At 71.7% G+C, this 20,659-nt stretch carries 17 protein-coding genes; 8 read left to right on the forward strand and 9 right to left on the reverse strand.

Annotated elements, in window-relative coordinates:
- Positions 1 to 242: 242 nt before the first annotated feature.
- The 5 genes from dnaG to VF289_RS18610 all read right to left on the reverse strand — a co-directional run bounded on the left by dnaG (position 243) and on the right by VF289_RS18610 (position 7,685).
- Positions 243 to 2,219, reverse strand: a complete 1,977-nt coding sequence (gene dnaG / locus VF289_RS18590; protein WP_330885825.1) for a DNA primase — start codon at positions 2,217 to 2,219, stop codon at positions 243 to 245.
- Positions 2,220 to 2,223: 4 nt separating this feature from the next.
- Positions 2,224 to 3,570: a deoxyguanosinetriphosphate triphosphohydrolase gene (locus VF289_RS18595; RefSeq protein ID WP_330885827.1), complete on the reverse strand. Its 1,347-nt coding sequence runs from the start codon at positions 3,568 to 3,570 to the stop codon at positions 2,224 to 2,226.
- A gap of 4 nt (positions 3,571 to 3,574) precedes the next feature.
- Positions 3,575 to 4,897 carry a tRNA dihydrouridine synthase DusB gene (gene dusB / locus VF289_RS18600; protein WP_330885829.1) on the reverse strand — a complete coding sequence of 441 codons (1,323 nt, stop codon included), beginning with the start codon at positions 4,895 to 4,897 and terminating at the stop codon, positions 3,575 to 3,577.
- Between the two features lie 326 nt (positions 4,898 to 5,223).
- On the reverse strand, positions 5,224 to 6,273 hold the full coding sequence (locus VF289_RS18605) for a DUF4037 domain-containing protein (RefSeq protein ID WP_330885830.1): 1,050 nt from the start codon (positions 6,271 to 6,273) through the stop codon (positions 5,224 to 5,226).
- A 20-nt stretch (positions 6,274 to 6,293) separates the two neighbouring features.
- Positions 6,294 to 7,685 (reverse strand): glycine--tRNA ligase, encoded by a 1,392-nt coding sequence (locus VF289_RS18610; RefSeq protein WP_330885832.1) that lies wholly within the window; start codon positions 7,683 to 7,685, stop codon positions 6,294 to 6,296.
- A 138-nt stretch (positions 7,686 to 7,823) separates the two neighbouring features.
- Here VF289_RS18610 and VF289_RS18615 point away from each other — a divergent pair, with 138 nt between their 5' ends.
- The 5 genes from VF289_RS18615 to VF289_RS18635 are packed head-to-tail and all read left to right on the forward strand — an operon-like array spanning position 7,824 to position 11,620.
- Positions 7,824 to 8,849 (forward strand): metal ABC transporter substrate-binding protein, encoded by a 1,026-nt coding sequence (locus VF289_RS18615; RefSeq protein WP_330885834.1) that lies wholly within the window; start codon positions 7,824 to 7,826, stop codon positions 8,847 to 8,849.
- Between the two features lie 26 nt (positions 8,850 to 8,875).
- On the forward strand, positions 8,876 to 9,610 hold the full coding sequence (locus VF289_RS18620; RefSeq protein ID WP_414644529.1) for a metal ABC transporter ATP-binding protein: 735 nt from the start codon (positions 8,876 to 8,878) through the stop codon (positions 9,608 to 9,610).
- A complete protein-coding gene (locus VF289_RS18625) occupies positions 9,607 to 10,530 on the forward strand; it encodes a metal ABC transporter permease (protein ID WP_330885838.1) in 924 nt (307 codons plus the stop codon). Before VF289_RS18620 ends, VF289_RS18625 begins: the two co-directional genes overlap by 4 nt.
- Before the next feature lie 35 nt (positions 10,531 to 10,565).
- Positions 10,566 to 11,036, forward strand: a complete 471-nt coding sequence (locus tag VF289_RS18630) for a Fur family transcriptional regulator (RefSeq protein WP_330885840.1) — start codon at positions 10,566 to 10,568, stop codon at positions 11,034 to 11,036.
- Positions 11,033 to 11,620 carry a DedA family protein gene (locus VF289_RS18635; protein WP_330885842.1) on the forward strand — a complete coding sequence of 196 codons (588 nt, stop codon included), beginning with the start codon at positions 11,033 to 11,035 and terminating at the stop codon, positions 11,618 to 11,620. The genes VF289_RS18630 and VF289_RS18635 overlap by 4 nt, the downstream gene beginning before the upstream one ends.
- A gap of 42 nt (positions 11,621 to 11,662) precedes the next feature.
- Here VF289_RS18635 and VF289_RS18640 read toward each other — a convergent pair whose 3' ends face one another.
- The 3 genes from VF289_RS18640 to VF289_RS18650 all read right to left on the reverse strand — a co-directional run bounded on the left by VF289_RS18640 (position 11,663) and on the right by VF289_RS18650 (position 14,070).
- The gene (locus tag VF289_RS18640) at positions 11,663 to 12,472 is read right to left on the reverse strand and encodes an isoprenyl transferase (RefSeq protein ID WP_330885856.1); all 810 of its coding nucleotides are present in this window, start codon (positions 12,470 to 12,472) and stop codon (positions 11,663 to 11,665) included.
- A 59-nt stretch (positions 12,473 to 12,531) separates the two neighbouring features.
- Positions 12,532 to 13,266, reverse strand: coding sequence for a DNA repair protein RecO (recO, locus tag VF289_RS18645; RefSeq protein WP_330885844.1), 735 nt, complete (start codon positions 13,264 to 13,266; stop codon positions 12,532 to 12,534).
- A gap of 102 nt (positions 13,267 to 13,368) precedes the next feature.
- Positions 13,369 to 14,070: a hypothetical protein gene (locus VF289_RS18650; RefSeq protein ID WP_330885846.1), complete on the reverse strand. Its 702-nt coding sequence runs from the start codon at positions 14,068 to 14,070 to the stop codon at positions 13,369 to 13,371.
- Between the two features lie 180 nt (positions 14,071 to 14,250).
- Here VF289_RS18650 and VF289_RS18655 point away from each other — a divergent pair, with 180 nt between their 5' ends.
- Positions 14,251 to 14,967 carry an EcsC family protein gene (locus VF289_RS18655; RefSeq protein ID WP_330885848.1) on the forward strand — a complete coding sequence of 239 codons (717 nt, stop codon included), beginning with the start codon at positions 14,251 to 14,253 and terminating at the stop codon, positions 14,965 to 14,967.
- Positions 14,968 to 15,076: 109 nt separating this feature from the next.
- Here the strand turns inward: VF289_RS18655 and VF289_RS18660 are convergent, their stop codons facing one another.
- A complete protein-coding gene (locus tag VF289_RS18660; RefSeq protein ID WP_330885850.1) occupies positions 15,077 to 15,868 on the reverse strand; it encodes a trans-aconitate 2-methyltransferase in 792 nt (263 codons plus the stop codon).
- A gap of 237 nt (positions 15,869 to 16,105) precedes the next feature.
- Between VF289_RS18660 and VF289_RS18665 the strand changes: the two genes are divergently transcribed.
- Complete coding sequence (locus tag VF289_RS18665) at positions 16,106 to 16,321, forward strand: hypothetical protein (RefSeq protein WP_330885852.1); 216 nt, start codon at positions 16,106 to 16,108, stop codon at positions 16,319 to 16,321.
- A 55-nt stretch (positions 16,322 to 16,376) separates the two neighbouring features.
- On the forward strand, positions 16,377 to 20,659 hold a 4,283-nt coding region (locus tag VF289_RS18670), incomplete at its 3' end, for an amino acid adenylation domain-containing protein (RefSeq protein ID WP_330885854.1).

Here is a 20,659-nt window from a genome sequence, read left to right on the forward strand (position 1 = left end):
CATCGGGTGGGCGGGAGGGATCGCGTTCCACGACCAGCCCCTGCTGGGGGTTGCGGTCGGGATCGGCCTCGCCCTTCTCATCGCGGGGGCGATCGAAGGAGTGCGCCTGCTCCGACGTCGACGGGCCACGCAGTCCCCTCCCCCGCGCCACGCCGCAGAGCTCTGCCTCTGAAGCTCTGCGGCTGATGCTCTTCGGCTGATGGCCTGCGGCTGATGCGGGTCCGCTCGAGCGAAGGGTCGGATCAGTCCCCGCCGGCGCGCAGCGCGCGGCGTCGACCCTGCACCTGCGTGAGCCGGGCCATGATCTCCTGATACCGCTCGGAGTCCGAGGGATCGGTGCGCTGCAGGCGCTGCTTGAGCACCGAGTACTCCCGGGTGATCGACAGCTCGGTGAGCCGGTCCAGCAGGGACCCCGCGAGCTTGCTCAGTCCCTGCTCGTCGCGGGCCGGGAGGTCGAGGTTCGCGATCTCCACGATCAGCGGGCGCACCGTCTCGCCGGCGATCTCCAGGACCTGCTCGAGGAACCGAGCGGGGTGCAGCTGGCCCTCCGCGGCGTCCAGCAGGGTGCCTGCCGCGAGCATCACGTCCCAGACGCTCTGCAGCGCGGGCACGTGGAAGGCATCGTCCGGCAGCGAGGCGACCTTCTCCGTGTCCAGCAGCTGCGGAGCCTGGAGCATGACTGCGAGGGATTGGGTCTCGACCTGGCCCACGGGATCTCGCGGAGGGACCACGTCCGCGAGCCGGGCGGCAGGCAGCGGCTCCGGTGCCCCATCGGAGCCCTGTCCCCCCGCTCCCGGTGCTCCCGGGGCCTGCGCCGGCACGTCGGCGCGGTGCCCGCCGCGGCCCTCGCTGCGTGCGGCATCGTGCACGGCGCGCAGCACGGTGCCCTCATCCATGCCGAGCCACCCGGAGAGCCGGCGCGCATACTCGGGCCGCATCGCCCGGTCTCGGATGCGGGAGACCACCGGTGCGGCCATGCGCAGTGCGGTGACCTGTCCCTCGACGGTGTCGAGGTCCACCTGGGAGATCGCGGTGCGGATCGCGAACTCGAACAGCGGCCGACGGGTCTCGATGAGGTCGCGCACTGCCTGGTCACCCTGCTGGATGCGGAGGTCGCAGGGGTCCATCCCGCTCGCCTCGACCGCGACGTAGGTCTGGGCGACGAAGCGCTGGTCCTCCTCGAAGGCGCGCAGCGCGGCCTTCTGCCCGGCGGCGTCACCGTCGAAGGTGAAGATCACTTCGCCGGCCAGGCTCCTGCCGTCGGTGTTCAGCCGCAGCCCGGCCGAGGGGTTCGAGTCCCCCATCACCCGGCGCACGATCTTGACGTGGTCGGCGCCGAAGGCGGTGCCGCAGGAGGCGACGGCGGTCTTCACCCCAGCGAGGTGGGCGGCCATCACGTCGGTGTACCCCTCGACCACCACCACCCGGTGCTGGGCGGAGATCTCCTTGCGGGCGATGTCCAGCCCGTAGAGCACCTGGGACTTGTGGTAGATCGCGGTCTCGGGGGTGTTGAGGTACTTGGGGCCCTTGTCGCTGTCCAGCAGGCGCCGCGCTCCGAAGCCGATGGTGTTGCCGGTGATGTCGCGGATCGGCCATACGAGTCGGCCGCGGAAGCGGTCGTAGACCCCGCGCTGTCCCTCGGAGACCAGGCCGCTGGCGACGAGCTCCGGCTCGGTGAAGCCGCGCTTGCGCAGCACCCCGGTCAGCGAGTCCCAGCCCTCGGGGGCGAAGCCGACGCCGAAGTGGGCGGCGGCCTCCTGGTCGAAACCTCGTTCTGTGAGGAAGCGGCGGCCCACCTCCGCGGCGGGGGTGGCGAGTTGTTCGCGGTAGTACTCCTCGGCGATCGCGTGGGCGTCCAGCAGGCGGCGTCGTGTGCCGAAGTCGGGCCGCTCTCCCCGCTCCCCGCCGGAGTCCTCGTACTGGAGCTGGACGCCGTACTTCGCGGCCAGCATCTCGACCGCTTCGACGAAGCTGAGGTGGTTGATCTTCTGCACGAAGGAGATCACGTCCCCGCCCTCGCCGCAGCCGAAGCAGTGCCAGTGGCCCAGCTGGGGACGAATGTTGAAGGAAGGGGTCTTCTCGTCGTGGAAGGGGCACAGGCCCTTCATCGAGCCGATCCCGGCGGTGCGCAGGGTGACGTGCTCGGCGACCACCTCGTCCAGGCGTGAGCGCTCGCGCACGGCGTCCACGTCGGCGCGGCGGATCAGTCCCTGGGCCACGGCCTCACAGCTCCGATCCGAGGCCGGGCAGCGGCATGTCCGCCGCGGTGACGTGGGTCAGCGTCCGGTCGAAGAGCAGCTCGTGCAGGCGGCGGGCGGTGACGTCGGTGTAGGAGGCGATCTGGTCGACCACCACCCGGCGGCGGCCGTCATCGTCGTCCGCGTCGTGCCAGAGCTCGGCGAACAGGGGGCTGAGGTACTGGGTCCCGGTGTTCCACAGCCGCGAGTAGAGGTCGCGGATGATCTCCTCCTGCGCCTCGTAGACCGGCTGCTGGGACGCGGAGGACATGACGTAGGCCGCCGCGAGGCCCTTGAGCACCGCGATCTCGTGCTCGGTCTCCTCGGGCACGACCATGTCGCCGCCGTAGCGGGAGATCGGGCCCACCCCATGGGCGGCGCGGGTCGCGGTGATCGCGGAACGGGTGAAGCGGCCGATCAGCTGGCTGGCCATGTTCTTCAGCGCCGCCGCCGAGCGCATGGTGCCGGTGAAGGACAGCATCCAGCTGGGCTCGGCTTCGAGCCGGGTCAGCGCCGCGTCGAGGTCCGCGATCGATTCGTGGGGCAGGTACCAGTCCTGGACCACGTACAGCGCGGCGCCGCGCTCCATGGGGTCCTGGAGCTTCTGCAGGTCCAGGGTGAGCCCGGTGATCGCGTCCTCGATGTCGTGGACCGAGTAGGCGATGTCGTCGGCGAGGTCCATCACCTGCGCCTCGAAGCACTTGCGTCCAGTGACCGCCCCCTGGCGGGCCCAGGTGTAGACGTCGAGGTCATCGGCGTAGGCACCGAACTTCGGGGAGGAAGGGTCGGGCCCCTCGCCGCGGGTCCAGGGGTACTTGATGGCGGCGTCGACGCTCGCCCGCGTGAGATTCAGACCGTAGGGCCGGGCCTCGCCCACCAGCTTGGGCTCGAGGCGGGTGAGCAGGCGGAGGGTCTGCGCATTGCCCTCGAAACCGCCGAAGCCGGCGGCGAGGTCGTCGAGCACCTTCTCCCCGTTGTGCCCGAAGGGCGGGTGGCCGAGATCGTGGGAGAGGCAGGCGGCGTCGACGATGTCGGGATCACAGCCGAGCTCTGCTCCGATGTCGCGGCCCACCTGGGCGACCTCGAGGGAATGGGTGAGCCGGGTGCGTACGAAGTCGTTCGCCCCGGCACCGAGCACCTGGGTCTTCGCCCCGAGGCGTCGCAGCGCCGAGGAATGCAGCACTCGGGCACGGTCCCGCTGGAACGGGGTGCGGGCCTGGTTCTTCGGCGGCTCGGGCACCCAGCGCTCGAGGTCGGCGGCGATGTATCCGGGCGGCGGCGTGACGGCAGACAGGTCGGGGCTCGTAGCAGCTGACGAGAAGGCGGAGTTCATCGGCTCATCCGCCCGAGGTGTCGAGCTCGGCCTCGTGGAGGCGGGTGGCATGATCGGCGCTGAGCTCACGAGAGCTCATCCAGCCGTCGGGCACGTGCGCCTTCTTGGGCGTGCCGGCGCGACCCCGAGGGCCCTCGACCGCCGCACCCGGATAGGGGCTGGAGAGGTCGAGCTCGCTGAGCTTCGCATCGAGGTCGGCGAGGGACTCCATGGTCGCGAGGCGGTGGCGCATCTCCCCACCCACGGGGTAGCCCTTGAAGTACCAGGCCACATGCTTGCGCAGATCTCGAAGGGCGCGGCCTTCGTCCTCGAAGAACTCGATCAGCAGCTCGGCGTGACGACGCAGGATCTGCGCGATCTCCCCCATCGAGGGCTGCACCCTGTCGGGCTTTCCCGCGAAGCCGGCGGCGAGGTCCGCGAACAGCCAGGGCCGGCCCTGGCAGCCGCGGCCGACGACCACGCCGTCACACCCGGTCTGGTCCATCATCTCGATGGCGTCCTCGGCGGACCAGATATCGCCGTTGCCGAGCACCGGGATGTCGGTGACCAGCTCCTTGAGCTCGGTGATCGCCTCCCATCGGGCCTGGCCCGAGTAGTGCTGGACCACGGTGCGGCCGTGCAGCGCGATCGCCGCGGCCCCGACCTCCTGAGCGATCAGCCCGGCGTCGCGGAAGGTCTGGTGCTCGTCGTCGATCCCGATGCGGGTCTTGACGGTCACAGGGACCTCGGGTCCTGCGGCCTCGACGGCCGCGGAGACGATCCGGGTGAACAGCTCGGTCTTCCAGGGCAGCACGCCTCCCCCGCCGCGGCGGGTGACCTTCGGGACCGGGCAGCCGAAGTTCAGGTCGATGTGGTCGGCGAGGTCACGCTCGCGGATCATCTCCACGGCGCGGCGCACGGTGGCGGGATCCACGCCGTACAGCTGCACGGAGCGGGGCCGCTCCCGCTCCCCCATCGTCACCAGCCGCCAGGATTCCTTGTGCCCCTCGACCAGGGCCCGGGTGGTGACCATCTCGCCCACGTACAGGCCGCCGTCGTCCTCGCTGTGCATCGCCCCGAACTCGCGGCACAGCAGGCGGAACGCCATATTGGTGATGCCGGCCATCGGCGCCAGCACGACCGGGGTGTCGATCGTGTGCGGGCCGATCGTGAGGGATCGGCGCGACGCGTCCGTGCCGGACCCGGACTCCAGGCCCAGGGCCCGGTCGGCGACGGAACGGTGCGCCGCGATGGCAGAAGGGTGCGCCGCCGCACTAACAGAAGGGTGCGCCGTGCCGGCGGAGGGGCGCGCCGCGGCGGCCGAAGAGGCGGTGTCGAGGGTGGTCATCGTCTCGATTGTCCCATCTGCCCCCGTCACCCGGGAGGGTTGGCGGGGGTGATGTGCATCGACCCGTGCTGTGGAGGGCCCGTGGCGGCGGGCTGCCCTCGTGCCGATGCCCCAGGTGAGCTGTGAGATCCGCCGTCCGGTGCGTCCGTCGGTGGACTTCGCCGTCTCCCAGTCGCATGGCGCGGTGCGACGGCGCTGGGACCCCTTCCTCCGCGGGCAGCATTTCCTCGACGACGCCGAGGAGTCCGGGACCGGGGTCCGTCGTGAAGGTCGAGGGCACGGTCGCGAGCTGGAAGCACAACCTTCACCATCCGGCCGGGAGCCGCTCAGCCGCCCACCAGCCGGCGCCGGGCTGCGGCATCGACGAGCACGGTGACGTTGTCGCTGATCTGCTCCGCGGTGCCGACCCCGGCCGGGAGCTCCCGCACCACCGGGTCCTCGATGAGAGCGCTCAGCGGCTCGGCGATCTCGCGGATCCCCAGGTGGGGGCGGTCAAAGAAGGCCTCGGTCGCGGGATCCGGGGCGGGCAGCCCGGATGTCCGCTGCACGGCGGCGAGCAGTTCGGCGGCATCGGCCAGCGCGGCCTGACGGGCCCGCCAGTGCCGAGCCCGCAGCACCTCGTGCAGTGCGCTGCGCAGAGCGCCGCCACCGGGCAGCGCCGCGGCGGATCGTGCCAGCCACTTGGCATAGGGCGGCCACCGCCGATGCAGCAGATGCGCCAGGTGCAGCATGGTGCGCACGTGCCGCGCCGCGATCACGGCAGAGCCGTCCTCGTCGCCGCGCAGTCCGGCGCGGCCCACGTCCGGGAATTCCTGACCCAGCCGGTGCCAGTCCGCGGCCAGCGCGTACAGCCACACGTCCCGCGGGTACCAGGCGAGCCGTGCGCGGAGCCGGCCGAGCACTCCGGGACCGTCGTGGAAGACAGGTCCTGCGGTGACCTCGAGCACGGCCTGTCCGCTCAGGGCGAGCCATTCGCGCACCGGGAACGGCTCCGGGGCGATGAGGATCTCTGGATCGAGCCCGGTGCGGGAGGCGACGAAGTCCGCGGCCGAGGCCACCTCGACCCGCTGGCGCACCACCGGCTCCCAGGTGGTCGTGAACCGGGTGGGCAGTCCCTCCCACTGCGCGGGCAGCTCCTGCTCGAGAAGGGCGTCGATCTCGGCGGCCAGGCCGTCCTCGACCAGGAGCGTCAGCCGCAGACCCCAGTCGTGATCGCGGGACTGCGCGTCGTCGAAGCCGAGCACGTCGGACCCGGAGCCCAGGCGCGCAGCAGCCACCTCGAGCCCGGGCCGGTGCCGGGCCAGCAGGGGTGCGACCACCTCGTGGTAGTAGACCCTGGAGACCTCGGCACCGGGCAGCTCCGTCCTCGGCGGCATGGACGTTGCCTGGACGGGGCTCAGGCGCCGAGAAGGCGCGAGGCGAGGTAGGACTCGACCTGATCCAGGGCGACGCGCTCCTGCGCCATGGTGTCGCGCTCGCGGATGGTGACGGCCTGGTCCTCGGCGGTCTCGAAGTCCACGGTGATGCAGAACGGCGTGCCGATCTCGTCCTGACGGCGGTACCGACGGCCGATGGCCTGGGTGACGTCCATGTCGACGTTCCAGTGCGCGCGCAGTCGGGCCGCGAGCTCCTCCGCGCGGGGCACGAGGTCCTCGCTCTTGGACAGCGGCAGCACCGCGACCTTCACCGGGGCCAGGCGCGGATCGAGCTTCAGCACGGTGCGCTTGTCGACCCCGCCCTTGGCGTTGGGCGCCTCGTCCTCGGTGTAGGCGTCGACGAGGAAGGCCATCATCGACCGGGTCAGGCCGAAGGAGGGCTCGATGACGTACGGGGTGTAGCGGTCGTTGCTGGCCTGGTCGAAGTACTGCATCTTCGTGCCCGAGCCGTCGGTGTGGCTGGTGAGGTCGAAGTCGGTGCGGTTGGCGATGCCCATCAGCTCGCCCCACTCGCTGCCCTGGAAGCCGAAGCGGTACTCGAGATCGATCGTGCCGGCGCTGTAGTGGGCGCGCTCGCCCTCGGGCACGTCGAAGCGACGCAGGTTGTCCGCGTCGATGCCGAGGTCGATGAACCAGTCCCAGCAGGCCTCGACCCACTCCTTGAAGTGCTCGTCGGCCTCCGCCGGCGGCGTGAAGAACTCGATCTCCATCTGCTCGAACTCGCGGGTGCGGAAGATGAAGTTGCCGGGGGTGATCTCGTTGCGGAACGCCTTGCCGACCTGACCGATGCCGAAGGGGGGCTTCTGGCGGGTGGCGGTGACGACGTTGAGGAAGTTCACGAAGATGCCCTGCGCGGTCTCCGGGCGCAGATACGCGAGGCCCGACTCGTTCGAGACGGCACCGAGATAGGTCTTCATGAGACCCGAGAACTCCTGCGGGTCGGTGAACTCGCCGCGGGTGCCGCAGTTGGGGCAGGCGATCTCGGCCATGCCGCCCTCGGGGGCGCGACCCTTCTTCGCCTCGAAGGCCTCGAGCAGGTGGTCCTCACGGAAGCGGTTGTGGCAGCTCTTGCACTCCACCAGCGGGTCCGTGAAGGTTTCTACGTGGCCGGAGGCCTGCCACACCTGACGGGGCAGGATGATCGAGGAGTCCAGGCCCACCATGTCGCCGCGGGACTGCACGAAGGTGCGCCACCACTGCTTCTTGATGTTCTCCTTGAGCTCCACACCGAGCGGGCCGTAGTCCCAGGCGGAGCGGGTTCCGCCGTAGATCTCACCGGCCGGGAACACGAAGCCGCGCTTCTTGGCGAGTGCGATGACGTTGTCCAGCGTGCTGGCGGGGGCCTTGGCCACGGGGAGACTCCTGGTGACGGTGGGGGTCGGAACTGCTCCAGCATAGCCATCGAGGATGCTGTGACTGTCCCCACGAACGCCCCCCGACCCGCGCGCCTCGACTTGCACAGGCATCGAGCACTCGTGAGAATGATTGTCATGACGATCCCGCTCCGCCTCCCCCGCCTCTCACGGCGCTCCCTGCTCACCGTCGCCGGACTCGGCACCGGTGCCGCCCTGCTCGCCGCCTGCGGGGGCGAGGAGGCCGGAGGGAGCGGCGGACTGTCGGTCGTGACCTCGGCGTATCCCCTCGCCTTCCTCGTCAACCGGATCGGCGGGGAGCACGTGGAGCTCACCGATCTCTCCTCACCGGGCGCGGATGCCCATGGTCTCGAGCTGTCCGTCAAGCAGGTCATGACCGTCGAGCAGGCCGATCTCGTTCTCCAGATCCCCGGCTTCCAGGCCGCGCTGGACGACGCCATCGTTTCTCACGGCGCAGACAACGTGCTCGACGTCTCCTCGGTGATCACCCTGCTGCCGGTGGGCGGGACGGACTCCCACGACGAGCACGCCGGCGAGACGGAGGAGGAGCACGCCGAGCACGCCGAGCACGCCGGGGACGAGCACTCCTCCGACGGTGGAGGCGACTCCCACGACGGGCACGATCACGGCTCGCTGGATCCCCACTTCTGGCACGATCCGGTGCTCATGGCCGATCTCGCCGACGCGCTCGCGGCGCGGCTGGAAGAGCTGCTGCCCGACGCGGCGGAGTCCTTCACCGAGGCGGCAGGCTCCCTCCGCACCGAGCTCGAGGAGCTCGACGCCGAGCTCGAGGAGTCCTTCGGGCAGGTCGAGGGCGAGAAGGCCTTCATCACCAGCCACGCCGCGTACGTCTATCTCGCCGAGCGCTACGGTCTGCACCAGATCGGTATCGCGGGCGTGGACCCGGAGTCCGAGCCGTCCCCGCAGCGCCTGCTCGCCCTCGAGGAGGTCGTCGACGCAGAAGGGGTCACGACCGTGTTCTTCGAGACCTCCGCCTCGCCCAAGGTCGCCCAGACCCTGGCCGACAACCTCGGCATCGCGAGCGAGGAGCTCGACAACCTCGAGACCCAGCAGTCCCCCGACGGCGATTATCCTCAGATCATGCGAGACAACTGCACGAAGCTCGTCGCGAGCTGGACGTGAGCGGGCAGCCCCCGCCCGTCATCGAGATGACCGGGGCCTCCGTCGACCGCGGGGGTCAGCGGGTGCTGCACGACGTCGACCTGCGCATCGATCCCGGTGAGCTGGTCGCTCTGCTGGGGGCCAACGGATCCGGCAAGTCGACCCTGCTGCGCGCAGCGGTCGGGGTCCTGCCGCTGGAGACGGGATCCGCGCGCCTGTTCGACGAGACGGTGCGCCGTGGCACCTCCCACGACCGGCTCGGCTACGTGCCGCAGGATTCGGCGGAGGCCGGATCGATCCCGGCCACGGCCCGCGAGGCGGTCGCCAGCGGTCTGCTCAGCGCCCGCTCCTGGTGGCCCAGCGCCCGCGACCCTCGGGTGATGGACGCTCTGGAGGCCGTCGGCATGGCGGACCTCGCCGCGCGACCCATCACGCGGATGTCCGGCGGGCAGCGCCGACGCGTGATGATCGCCCGGGCGCTGGTGCGCGATCCGCTGCTGCTCGTGCTCGATGAGCCCTTCTCCGGTGTGGACCTGCCCACCCAGGAGCTGATCGCCGGACTGTTCCGGACCCTCTCGGCAGGAGGCACCACGATCGTCGTGGTCCTGCACGAGACCGGGCCGCTGGCCGGCGACATCCGGCGCGCCGTCGTGCTGGATCACGGCCACGTCGTGCACGACGGTGCCGAGCACGACCGCCCCCGTCTGGACCCCGGCCACGACCACCCCGAGGACGCCGCCCCGCTCGACGAGTGCCTCGGACAGGAGATCCACCCCCTATGATCTCGCCGCTCGACATCCTCACCTCCGACCTGCTGCGGTACCCGCTGATCATCGCGGTGCTCATCGGCCTCACGGCCCCGGTGGTCGGCACCTACCTCGTCCAGAAGCGGCTCTCCCTGCTCGGGGACGGCCTCGGGCACGTGGCGCTCACCGGGGTGGCCGTCGGCTGGCTGGTCGGGGCGTGGACCGCCGCCTCCCCCGCGGACCTGCTCGCGATCCCGGGGGCGCTGGCCGCGTCCGTGATCGGCGCGCTGCTGATCGAGTACGTGCGCGAGGTGAGCCACACCAGCCGCGACGTGGCGCTCGCGATCCTCTTCTACGGCGGCATCGCGGGCGGCGTGGTGATCATCCAGCTCGCCGGCGGCACCTCTCAGAACCTCATGGGGTACCTGTTCGGCTCGCTGTCCACCGTCACCGCGCCCGATGCCGTGATCTCCTTCGTGCTCGCGGCCGTCGTGCTCCTGATCGGGGTCGGGCTGTCCGGGCTGCTGGCGGCCGTCACCGCGGACGAGGAGTTCGCCCGCGCCTCGGGCCTCCCCGTGAGGACGGTCAACGTCCTGATCGCGGTGATGGCGGCGCTCACCGTCACGCTCTCCATGCGGATCGTCGGCGCGCTGATGGTCTCCGCCCTGATGATCGTGCCCGTCGCGGCGGCGCAGCACTTCGTGGTCGGCTTCACCCGGACCATGCGCACCGCGATGCTGATCGCCGTGCTCTGCGCCCTCGGCGGCCTGCTGATCACGGTGTACGTGGACCTGCCGCCCGGCGGTGTGATCGTGCTGCTGACGATCGCCGTCTACGCCGTGGGCCTGGTGGTGCGCGCCGTGCGGCCGTCCCCGAGGGCTGCGGCGATCTCCGGTCCCGGACCCTCCCGCACCGACGGCGCACCCGCCCCCGCACGTGCAACGCCCCACCACTGATAGAAGTCCCGAGAAGCGTCAGGGACAATGGAGCCATGCAACGGAACACCCGCCAGCGCTCCGCGATCCTCGAGACGCTCTCGCGGCAGGACGATTTCCGCAGCGCCCAGCAGATCCATGAGCAGATGAAAGCCGACGGGGAGACCGTGGGGCTGGCGACCGTGTATCGGAACCTCCAGGCCCTCTCCCGCTCCGGTCGCCTCGATGTGCTGGTGGCGGGCGACGGAGAGTCCCTGTACCGCCAGTGCGAGGACACCGGCCACCATCACCACCTGGTGTGCCGGGAGTGCGGCCGCACGGTCGAGTTCCTCGCCCCGAAGCTCGAGAGCGCGATGACCGCGATCGCCCATGAGCACGGCTTCTCCGATGTGGACCACACCCTCGAGGTGTTCGGGCTCTGCGGCGACCACTCCGGGGGCGGCGCTGCGGGCGATGACGAGGTCGAGTCGGACGCCGACGCGGAGTCCGAGGACGACGAGGGAGAGGACGGGGACGGGTCCCGATGATGGCGTGGGTCCAGGAGCTGCCGCTGATGCCTGCGGTGGCGTTCCTGTACGTGGTGATCTGGTGCCGTGCCGGGGCCACGTACCTCCTCGGCCGGGGCGCCCGGAAAGCCGCTGACCGCGGGCGCGTCGCCGATTTCCTGGGGTCTCCGAGCGTCCTCCGAGCCACCGCGCTGATCAACCGCTGGGGCGCGCCGGTGGTCGCACTGAGCTTCCTCACCGTCGGCTTCCAGACCGCCGTCAATGCGGCGGCGGGTCTCACCGGAATGCCCGCCAGGCGCTACCTGCCGGCGCTCGCGATCGGTGGACTGGCGTGGGCGTTCATCTACGCCACCGTGGGGCTGGTGGCGTTCATGGCCTGGTTCGAGCTGTTCCTGGTCTCGCCCTGGGGCGCCGTCGCGGTGCTCGCCCTGATCGTGGCGCTGGTGGCAGTGCTGCTGCGGCACAAGCGCCGCACCGGCGGGATCGCTCACGGGGACCTGGCACAGTCCGCGACCGCCGACGACCCGGCCACCCCGGACGACCCGGCCGTCGCGGACGACCCGGCCACGACGGGCTCCGCCACCCTCCCCGAGCCCCGCTCCTGAGCTCACCGCAGTGCGTGCCCCGGGCGCGCCGGAGGGTCTGGCTCACCGCTGTGCGGGCGCCTCGTCCGGAGCGTCGATCGCTCCTCCGTACCGCCGGTCCCGCCGCGCATACTCGGTGATCGCCCGCCACAGCACGAGGCGGTCCACGTCCGGCCAGAGCTCGTCGACGAAGACCAGTTCGGCGTAGGCGGCCTGCCACAGCAGGAAGTTCGAGGTGCGCTGCTCACCGCTGGTGCGCAGGAACAGGTCCACGTCCGGCATGTCGGGGTCGTCGAGGTGGCGGGCGAAGCTCTTCATGGTGATGCCGCGACCGCTGATCCGCCCGGCCCGTGCCTCCTCGGCGATCTCGCGCACCGCATCGACGATCTCGGCCCGGCCGCCGTGGTTCACGCACATGTACAGCGTCATCCGGGAGTTTCCGCGGGTGAGCTCCTCCGCCTCGCGCAGCTCCTTGATGACGCTCCCCCACAGCCGCTGCTCCCGACCGATCCACACGATGCGCACGCCCCAGGAGTTCAGGGTGTCGCGCTGGCGGCGCAGCACGGAGCGGGAGAAGCCCATCAGGAAGCGCACCTCCTCCGGGGAGCGCTTCCAGTTCTCGGTGGAGAACGCATAGGCCGACAGGTGCGTCACCCCGATCTGGAGCGCACCGGCGACCACGTCCAGCAGCGCCGCCTCTCCGGCCTCGTGGCCGGCGGTGCGGGGCAGTCCCTGCCGGTTCGCCCAGCGGCCGTTGCCGTCCATGACCACCGCGACGTGCCCGGGGATGGTGGGGGCGGGCAGCTGCGGGGGGCGTGCACCGCTGGGGTGCGGATACGGCTCCTGGTACCCGTGACGGGGCGCTGCGGGCAAGAGGTCCTCCTGGGCGGTCGGGGCGGTCGGGGCGGTGCACACCACTCGATGCTCGGCGTTCAGCGCTCTACATAATGCAACGAGCGCACGGAGCGCTCGAGATGCCACGTGACCGTGTCGGTGATGAGTCGTCCCGCCTCGTGCTTGACGGTCTCCTCGGCACCGAGCACATTCTCCCAGTCCCCGGCGAGCAGGAAGATCATGTGCTCGATCGTCGACTGCCGTATGGCGACCGCCCCGGGCTTGCGGCAGGGGGTGCACACCAGGCCGCCGGCGCGGATGTCGAGGGCGTGGTGGGGTCCGTCGGCCCCGCAGGAGGCGCACACCCGCAGCTCGGGCGCCCAGCCGGAGACGGCCAGGGTGCGGATCAGGAAGGAGTCCAGCACCAGTGGTGGCGGGATCCTGCCCTCGGCCATCGCCCGCAGCGCTCCGACCAGCATGAGGAAACCGCGCTGGTTCGGGTCCACGAACTCGTCGGTGAGCCGGTCGGTGGTCTCGAGCATGGCGCTGGCGGCGGTGAAGCGTCCGTACTCGGCGGTGATGCCGACGGCGAAGGCCTCGATCGTCTCCACCTGGGTGACGGTGTGCAGGGACTTGCCGGCGTGCAGCTGGATGTCGATGAGGGTGAACGGTTCCAGGCGGGCGCCGTACCGGCTGCCGGTGCGCCGCACCCCTTTGGCGACCGCGCGCACCTTGCCGTGACGACGCGTGAGCAGCGTGATGATGCGATCGGCCTCGCCCAGCGGATGGGTGCGCAGCACGATCGCGTGGTCACGGTAGAGCTTCTGCTGCATGCCCGCCCCCTCTCCGTGCGCGTCAGGACTCCGTCCCACGAGCTTACGACCGACCGCCGAGGGCCCTGCGCAGGCGCAGCGCGCAACCGGGCGGGACGTGTCTCACGTCCCCGTCGGCCGGGCTCGCGAGGTCCGCGGAACGAGCGACCGGACTGCGCGGCGGGTGAGGCGGAGGACGATCAGAGAGAACACCGTGGCCGCGAACGCCCCGGCTGCCACAACAGCGACCGTCACGCCCATATCGGGAGGCAGGGTGAGCCGGCGCAGGCCGCGCGGATCCTGGAGCACGCCCTCGACCTCCTCGTTGACGCGCTCCTCGACGGGCAGTTCGATGTATCCGACTTCGCCGTCGGGTGCCTGCACCTCGTGGACGTGATGGCCGGCGGTCCTCTCCGCGCCGTCCTCGAGCTCCAGATGCGCTCCGCGGTCCAGCACGGTGACGGTCACCTCGTCCATCATGGACAGCGCATAGAGACGGGGAGCGGACGCACCGAGCGTGACGGCCCCGACTCCTGCGCAGAGGATCACCCCGGCCAGGGCGGCGAAGGAGACCGGGGCGCGGTCGCCGATCAGCTGAGAGCCCGCCAGCCAGGTCAGGCCGCTGACGACTGCCGCCACCCAGGCGAACAGGGTGCCGAGACCCCCTCCGACCAGCGCGCCGACGACCGCGACGGCCACTGCGACACCGAACAGCATCGCCGAGATCCCGGCGGTCATGTACGGGATCGCCTCGCGCGTGTGAGCGGCCGAGAGCGGCCTCAACCGGAGGATCGAGCCGGTCACCCCTCGTTCATCGTGGTCCATGCCATCAGTCTGCCCTGATCCCGGTTCCGCCGCGGGCGCCATTATTCGACCGCTCGGACCATCGACGGACCGCACCGACCGGTCAGCATGGTCGGTGTCGGCGGGACGGACACGGCATGATGGCGTCATCATCCGCCGAGGGCGTCTGTGCCCGGCGGCCGTTACCCGAAGGGAGTCACCATGGGGATCTTCTCGATGCTGCGCCGTGACGACTCGGCCAGGACCACTGCGCGCGAAGCGATGAAGGAGGCCCGCCGCGGCGGGGAGGCCTCCCAGGGAGGGGCTCTCGAGCGCGTGGTCACGATGATCCGTGACATCGGCCTGGACGGGAAGCTCGCCTACGCCTCCGCGGCGGACATCGCCCGTCATGCCCAGCGCGGCCGCGGCAGGCGTCGCCCGAAGGTCGCGGTGCGACGCCTGGTGCGACGCCACCGCTGGGGCGTGACCGCCGGCGGCTTCGTGACCGGGCTCGGCGGCTTCGTCACCCTTCCGATCCTGCTGCCCACGAACGTGCTCGAGTTCTACGTCCAGGCCACACGGATGGTCGGGGCGATCGCCGCGGTGCGCGGCTACGACCTGGAGGACGAGGAGGTCCGGGTGAGGGTGCTCGCGGCCCTGCTCGGCGAGGAGTCCGGGGACGTGCTGAAGAACGTGGGCCTCGGTCCAATCGCCGGGGTCGCCGCCCGGGGCGTCGCCAAGAATCTGCCCACCAGCCCTCAGTCCCAGCTGGCCGGCGCCATCGGCGGGCGTCTCCTGCGCCGCTTCGGGCTGCGCTCGGCGCGGCTGTTCGGCAAGGCGATCCCGGGGCTCGGGGCCGTGCTCGGCGCGCTCGCCGACCGCTCCCAGCTGAACAAGATCGCGGCGGCCGCGCAGAAGGGCTTCCCGCCTGTCGCGTGAGACGGGTCCCGCGACCGCCCGGCCGCCGCGGCCGCGGAGCGCCCCTGAGATCACCGCAGCGCGGCGCGGCAACGCTGCACCTCCGCACTGCGCGGCCGAGCGCGGCGGGTCAGCGTTGCGCGGCCGAGCGCGCGCCCCAGGGCCTGCGTGCGACGGCGAAGACCCGCCGGAAGGGCAGCAGTACCCCGTGGCCGCGGTCGGGATAGGCCGCGCGCAGGAGGGCACGGAACTCCTCCTCGAAGCGGTCTCGCAGTGCGCCGGGGAGAGCCTGCAGGGTGGGGCGCGCGCCGGTGCCGGCGACCCATTCGAAGACGGGGTCGGGACCGTCCAGCACGTGGAGATAGGTCGTCTCCCACGCGTCGACCTCGAGCCCGGCCCCCTGCAGGACGCGCAGGTAGGTCGCGGCGTCGTAAGAGGCGGGTGAGGAGATGCCCCGCAGGTGCGGTGCGTAGGGCTCCTCGGCCGCGAGTTCGCGGCGCAGGGCGTGGCTCGGCTCCTCGAAGTTGCCTGGCACCTGCATCGCGAACCATCCTCCGGGCGCGAGCATCTCGATCAGACGCGGCAGCAGTTCGAGATGCCCCGGGACCCACTGCAGAGCGGCATTGCTGACGAGCACGTCGACCTCGCCAGGAGGGGTCCAGGTGCGCAGGTCGCCGTGCACCGCGGTGATGCCCTGGAGGGCGGAGGCCCGGGCGATCATCTCGGGGCTCGAGTCCACGGCGAGCACCTCGGCGTCCGGCCAGCGCTCGGCGAGCAGGCGACTCAACGTGCCCGGTCCGGCGCCGAGATCGATCACGCGTCGCGGAGACTCCGCGCCGATCCGGGAGGTGAGGTCGAGGAAGGGACGGGCGCGCTCGTCGCCGTAGCGGAGGTACTGCTCGGGGTTCCAGGTGTGGGGCACGGCGGACCTCTCTCATGCGAGTTATCTTGACGTCAAGCTACTTGGTGGGCGGCGACACGACAAGTGGGCGGTCGGACGACGGGCTGGGCCGATGCCGACCCGCATCCCGGACGCCCGGGACCACGCGAGCAGGAACCTCCAATCCAGATCGTCCTCCGCTGCGAACCACAACCGTCATCGCAGGACCGCCCCCGAGCGGTCCGGCACGATCCGCCACCGGTCAGGAGCCACCCGATCATGTTCCAGCGCACCCGACGCCTCGCCGTCACCACGGCCACCCTCTGCCTGGCGGGGATCGCCCTCGCCGCTCCCGCGGCCGCCGCTCACCCCGACAGCGCCGCCGGCCCGAACAGCTCGGGGGCCTCCCTGGTCCAGGGCCCCCTGGTCGAGGGGCCGCTGGTGAACATCGACGGCCTGCTGGAGACCCTCCAGATCGGCCAGTTCCAGCAGTAGGACCGCGTCGCCCCGCAGACACCCACCGCCCCCCCCAGCCGAGGAGATCCGCTCCGTGACACGGCACGCGTCCCCGCCCGCAGCAGCGGGACCCGACCGCACCCCGCTCACCGCCGCCCAGCGCGGCATCTGGTACGCCCAGCACCTGGACCCGGGAAACCCGACGTTCCAGATCGGCCAGTACCTCGACCTGGACGGTCGCGTCGACCCCTCTCTGCTGCGCATCGCGTTGACGAAGATGGTCAGCGACATCGATGCGCTGAGCCTGCGCATCCGCGAGGACGCCGACGGACCCTTCGGCGAGATCCGCCGCCCGCGGCCGACAGAGGACCTGTTGCAGGTGCGCGACCTGCGTGGACAGGGGGCGGCCCGAGCCGAGCAGCACGCCCTGGCGGCGATGGAGCGGGAGCTGTCCACTCCGAGATCATCGGACGGCGGGGACCTCTTCGGGGCGACGCTCTACCGGATCTCCGAGGACCGGGCCCTCTTCTTCCTGCGCATCCATCACATCCTGCTCGACGGGTACTCCGCGGTCATCGCCCTGCGATACGTGGCCGAGACCTACACCCGCATCTCCGGGATCGCACGGTTCCTCCCCGGCACCCGGGTGCCGCGGCCCCTCGCCGTCGGCGTCGCGCACATCCTGTCCAAGGTGCCGTCGCCCCTGCCGTCCCTCGCCGCTCTCCACGACGACCTCGCGGAGTACCAGGACTCGGAACAGCATGCCGCCGACGCCGCATACTGGACCGAGATCCTCGACGGGGCCGAGCTCCCCGAAGGCCTCGAAGGACGGGCGCGGGGCATCGCGACGTCGGTCGTCCGTGTCGGGATCACGCTCGACCCCGAGCGCGCCCGACGCCTCGCAGCCCTCGACCGCGCCCTGCCGAAGACCGTCATCGCAGCGGTTGCAGTCTACCTGGCCCGGATGACGGGCACCCAGCACGTGTCCCTCGGGCTCCCGGTCACCGCACGACGCGGCCGGACCGCGAAGACGACTCCGTCGATGCTCTCGAGCATCCTCCCGCTGCGCGTGCCGGTGGGTCCGCGCGACTCGCTCGCCGACGTCGTCAGAACCGCCGGGGACACCGTCCGCGCCGCCGTCGGCCACCAGCGCTTCCGGCTCGAGGAGATCCCCGCGGCACCCGCCCACCCCGGCCCCTCGGTGAACCTGCTGCCCGTCATCGACGACCTCCGTCTCGGCCCGGCCCGCGGGACCGTGCACATCCTGTCGACCGGCCCGGTGCGCGACCTCTCGATCGTCCTCAGCGACCTGCGCAGCCACGCCGCGGACCCCGTGCTGCGCCTCGAGGGCGATGCCGAGCTGCACAGCGCCGAGTCCCTGCGCGAGCACGGCGAGCGCGTGCTCCGCCTGCTCGACGCGATGCTCGATGCCCCCGAGGACTCTGCAGCCCTGACCACCCCGCTGGTCGAGGATGCGGAGCGCGAGACGCTGCTCTCCCTCGGACACGGCTCCCCGCCGGCCGATGCGCCGAGCACCGTCCTGGACACCCTCCGCGAGACCGTGCGGCGACGAGGCCTGGATCGGGCCGTCGTGGCCGACGACGGCGAGCGCAGCTTCGACGAGCTCGACTCCGAGTCGGCGCGCCTGGCCCATTGCCTCGTCCAGCAGGGCGTCGGGCCGGGCGACCGGGTGGCCGTCCGCCTCGGCCGCACGGTCCGCGTGCCCGAGATCGTGCTCGGGATCCTGCGGGCAGGGGCCGCGTACACGCCCCTGGACCCCGCCTACCCCGTCGGCCGAGTCGTGCGGATGATCGAGGACGCCGCACCTGCCGCCCTGCTCACCACCGCGGACCAGGAGGCACGGGACCGCCGGGACGGTGCCGAGTGGACCGTGCCGACGCTGCTGGTCGACTCCGAGACCGCACCGTGGCGCCACCCCGCCCCTGCGATGACGCAGCTGCCCCCGGTCGATCCCGAGGACCTCGCCTACGTGATCTTCACCTCCGGCAGCACCGGCCGGCCCAAGGGCGTCGCCGTCGAGCACGGCTCCCTGGACGCCCTGCTCGCGCAGCACCGCAGGACGATCCACGATCCCGCCGCGGCCCGCCTCGGCCGACCGCTGCGCGCCGCCCATACCGCAGGGCTCTCCTTCGACGCCTCCTGGGACCCGCTGCTGTGGCTCCTCTCCGGTCACGAGCTGCACATCATCGGGGACGAGGTGCGCCGAGATCCCGAACGGCTCGCCGCTCACCTCGCCGATCAGCGCATCGACGCCATCGAGACCACGCCCTCCTTCGCTGAGGCGCTGCTCGCGACCGGCATGCTCGAACGGGACCACCACCCGACGGAGATCGCACTCGGCGGGGAAGCCGTGGGAGAAGCTCTCTGGGCGACCCTCGCCGCGCGGGACAGCATCCACGCGGTCAACCTCTATGGCCCCACCGAGTCGACCGTGGACAGCCTGGTGGCCCCGATCGAGGAGCACCGTCTGCCCCACCTCGGGAGGTCCGTGGACGGCAGCCGCCACTACGTGCTTGACGCCGGGCTCTCCCCGGTGCCCGACCGCGGGATCGGCGAGCTGTATCTCGCGGGCCACGGCGTGGCGCGCGGGTATCTCGGCCGGTCGGCGCTGAACGCGCAGCGCTTCATCGCCGACCCCTTCGCCGCCGACGGCTCGCGCATGTACCGCACGGGCGACCGCGTGCGCCGTCGCGCCGACGGGACCCTCCGCTTCCTCGGGCGGCTCGACGACCAGGTCAAGATTCGCGGGTACCGCGTCGAGATCGATGAGGTCGAGACCGCGATGCGCCGTCATCGCGGTGTCACCGCCGCTGCCGCGATCGTCCGGGGTGACGGCGCGTCGGCCCGGCTGGTCGGCTACGTCGCCTCCGCGTCCGGTCGCACCGACGACGACTTCGCGGCCGAGGTCCGCGAGGGGCTGCGCGAGCATCTCCCGGAGTACATGGTGCCCTCGGCGGTGCTCGCTCTGGAGACGCTCCCTGCGACGGCGAACGGCAAGCTCGACCGTGCGGCCCTGCCCGATCCCGGTGCCGGCGCCGGCCGTGGCGCCCGAGCTCCCCGCGCCGGCACCGAGCAGCGGGTGGCGACGGCGTTCTCCGCCGTGCTCGACCGGGAGTCCGTCGGGGCCGAGGAGGACTTCTTCGCGGCGGGTGGCCACTCGCTGCTGGCCACCCGCCTGGCGGCGCGGCTGACGGAAGACCTCGAACGGTCCGTCACCGTGCGCGACGTCTTCGAGCATCCCAGCGTCGCGTCCCTCGCCCGGGTCCTGGACCGCAGCCCCGACGGTCGCAGCACCGCGCGGCCCGAGCGCCGCGAGCGTCCCGATCCCGTCCCCGCCTCGCTGAACCAGCGTCGTCTCTGGTTCCTGCATCGTCTCGATCCCGCCTCCGCGGCCTACGCGGTCCCCGTCGTCCTCGAGCTCGACGGCGAGCTCGACACCGCCGCGTTGCGCGGTGCGCTCGACGACGTCGTCGCCCGCCACGAGCCGCTGCGCACCGTGCTCCCGGCCGTGGACGGGGAACCGATCCAGCAGATCCTCCCCGCCGAGGACCTCCGCTCCCCGCTCGTGGCCGTGGACGTGCCCGCCGACCGGCTCGACGAGGTCATCTCCGACGAGACCCGCCGACCGTTCGACATCACGCGCGAGATCCCGCTGCGAGCCGTGCTGCTGCGCACCACCGCACGCCACGCGGTGCTCGTGATCACCATGCACCACATCGCCACCGACGGCTGGTCCCTGGCCCCGCTGGCGCGCGATCTCGGGGAGGCGTACACGGCCCGCACCACCGGCGGGAAGGCGTTCGCCGCGCCGCTGGCCGTCGACTATGCGGACGCGTCGATGTGGCAGCGCGAGCGCCTGGGCTCCGCGGAGGACCCGGACAGCGAGCTCTCGCGCCAGCGGGCATTCTGGCGGCGCACCCTCGCGGACGCCCCGCCGGAGATCTCGCTGCCCCGCGATCGTGCGCGCGGTGCGGTGCGTCCCGACGACGCCGAGCAGCACGGCGTGGCCGAGGTCCCGCTCGACCTGGACCCGGAGCGCCACGCGGCGCTCCGCGAGCTCGCCGCCGAGCACCGCACGAGTCTGTTCATCCTGCTGCACACGGCCGTCACCGCCGCCCTGCACCAGCACGGCACCGGGGACGACGTGGTCGTCGGCACCCCGGTGGCCGGTCGCGGCGACTCCCGGCTGGACGACGTCGTGGGGTTCTTCGTGAACACGGTCGCCCTGCGCACCTCGCTGCACGGCGATCCGACGCTCGCCGAGCTCCTCGAGCGCGTGCGGACGGCGAACACCGAGGCATACGCCCACCAGGAACTCCCCTTCGACGCGGTCGTCGACGCCGTCCGCCCGGCCCG

The organism is Brachybacterium sp. (assembly GCF_036379615.1).
Lineage (GTDB): Bacteria > Actinomycetota > Actinomycetes > Actinomycetales > Dermabacteraceae > Brachybacterium.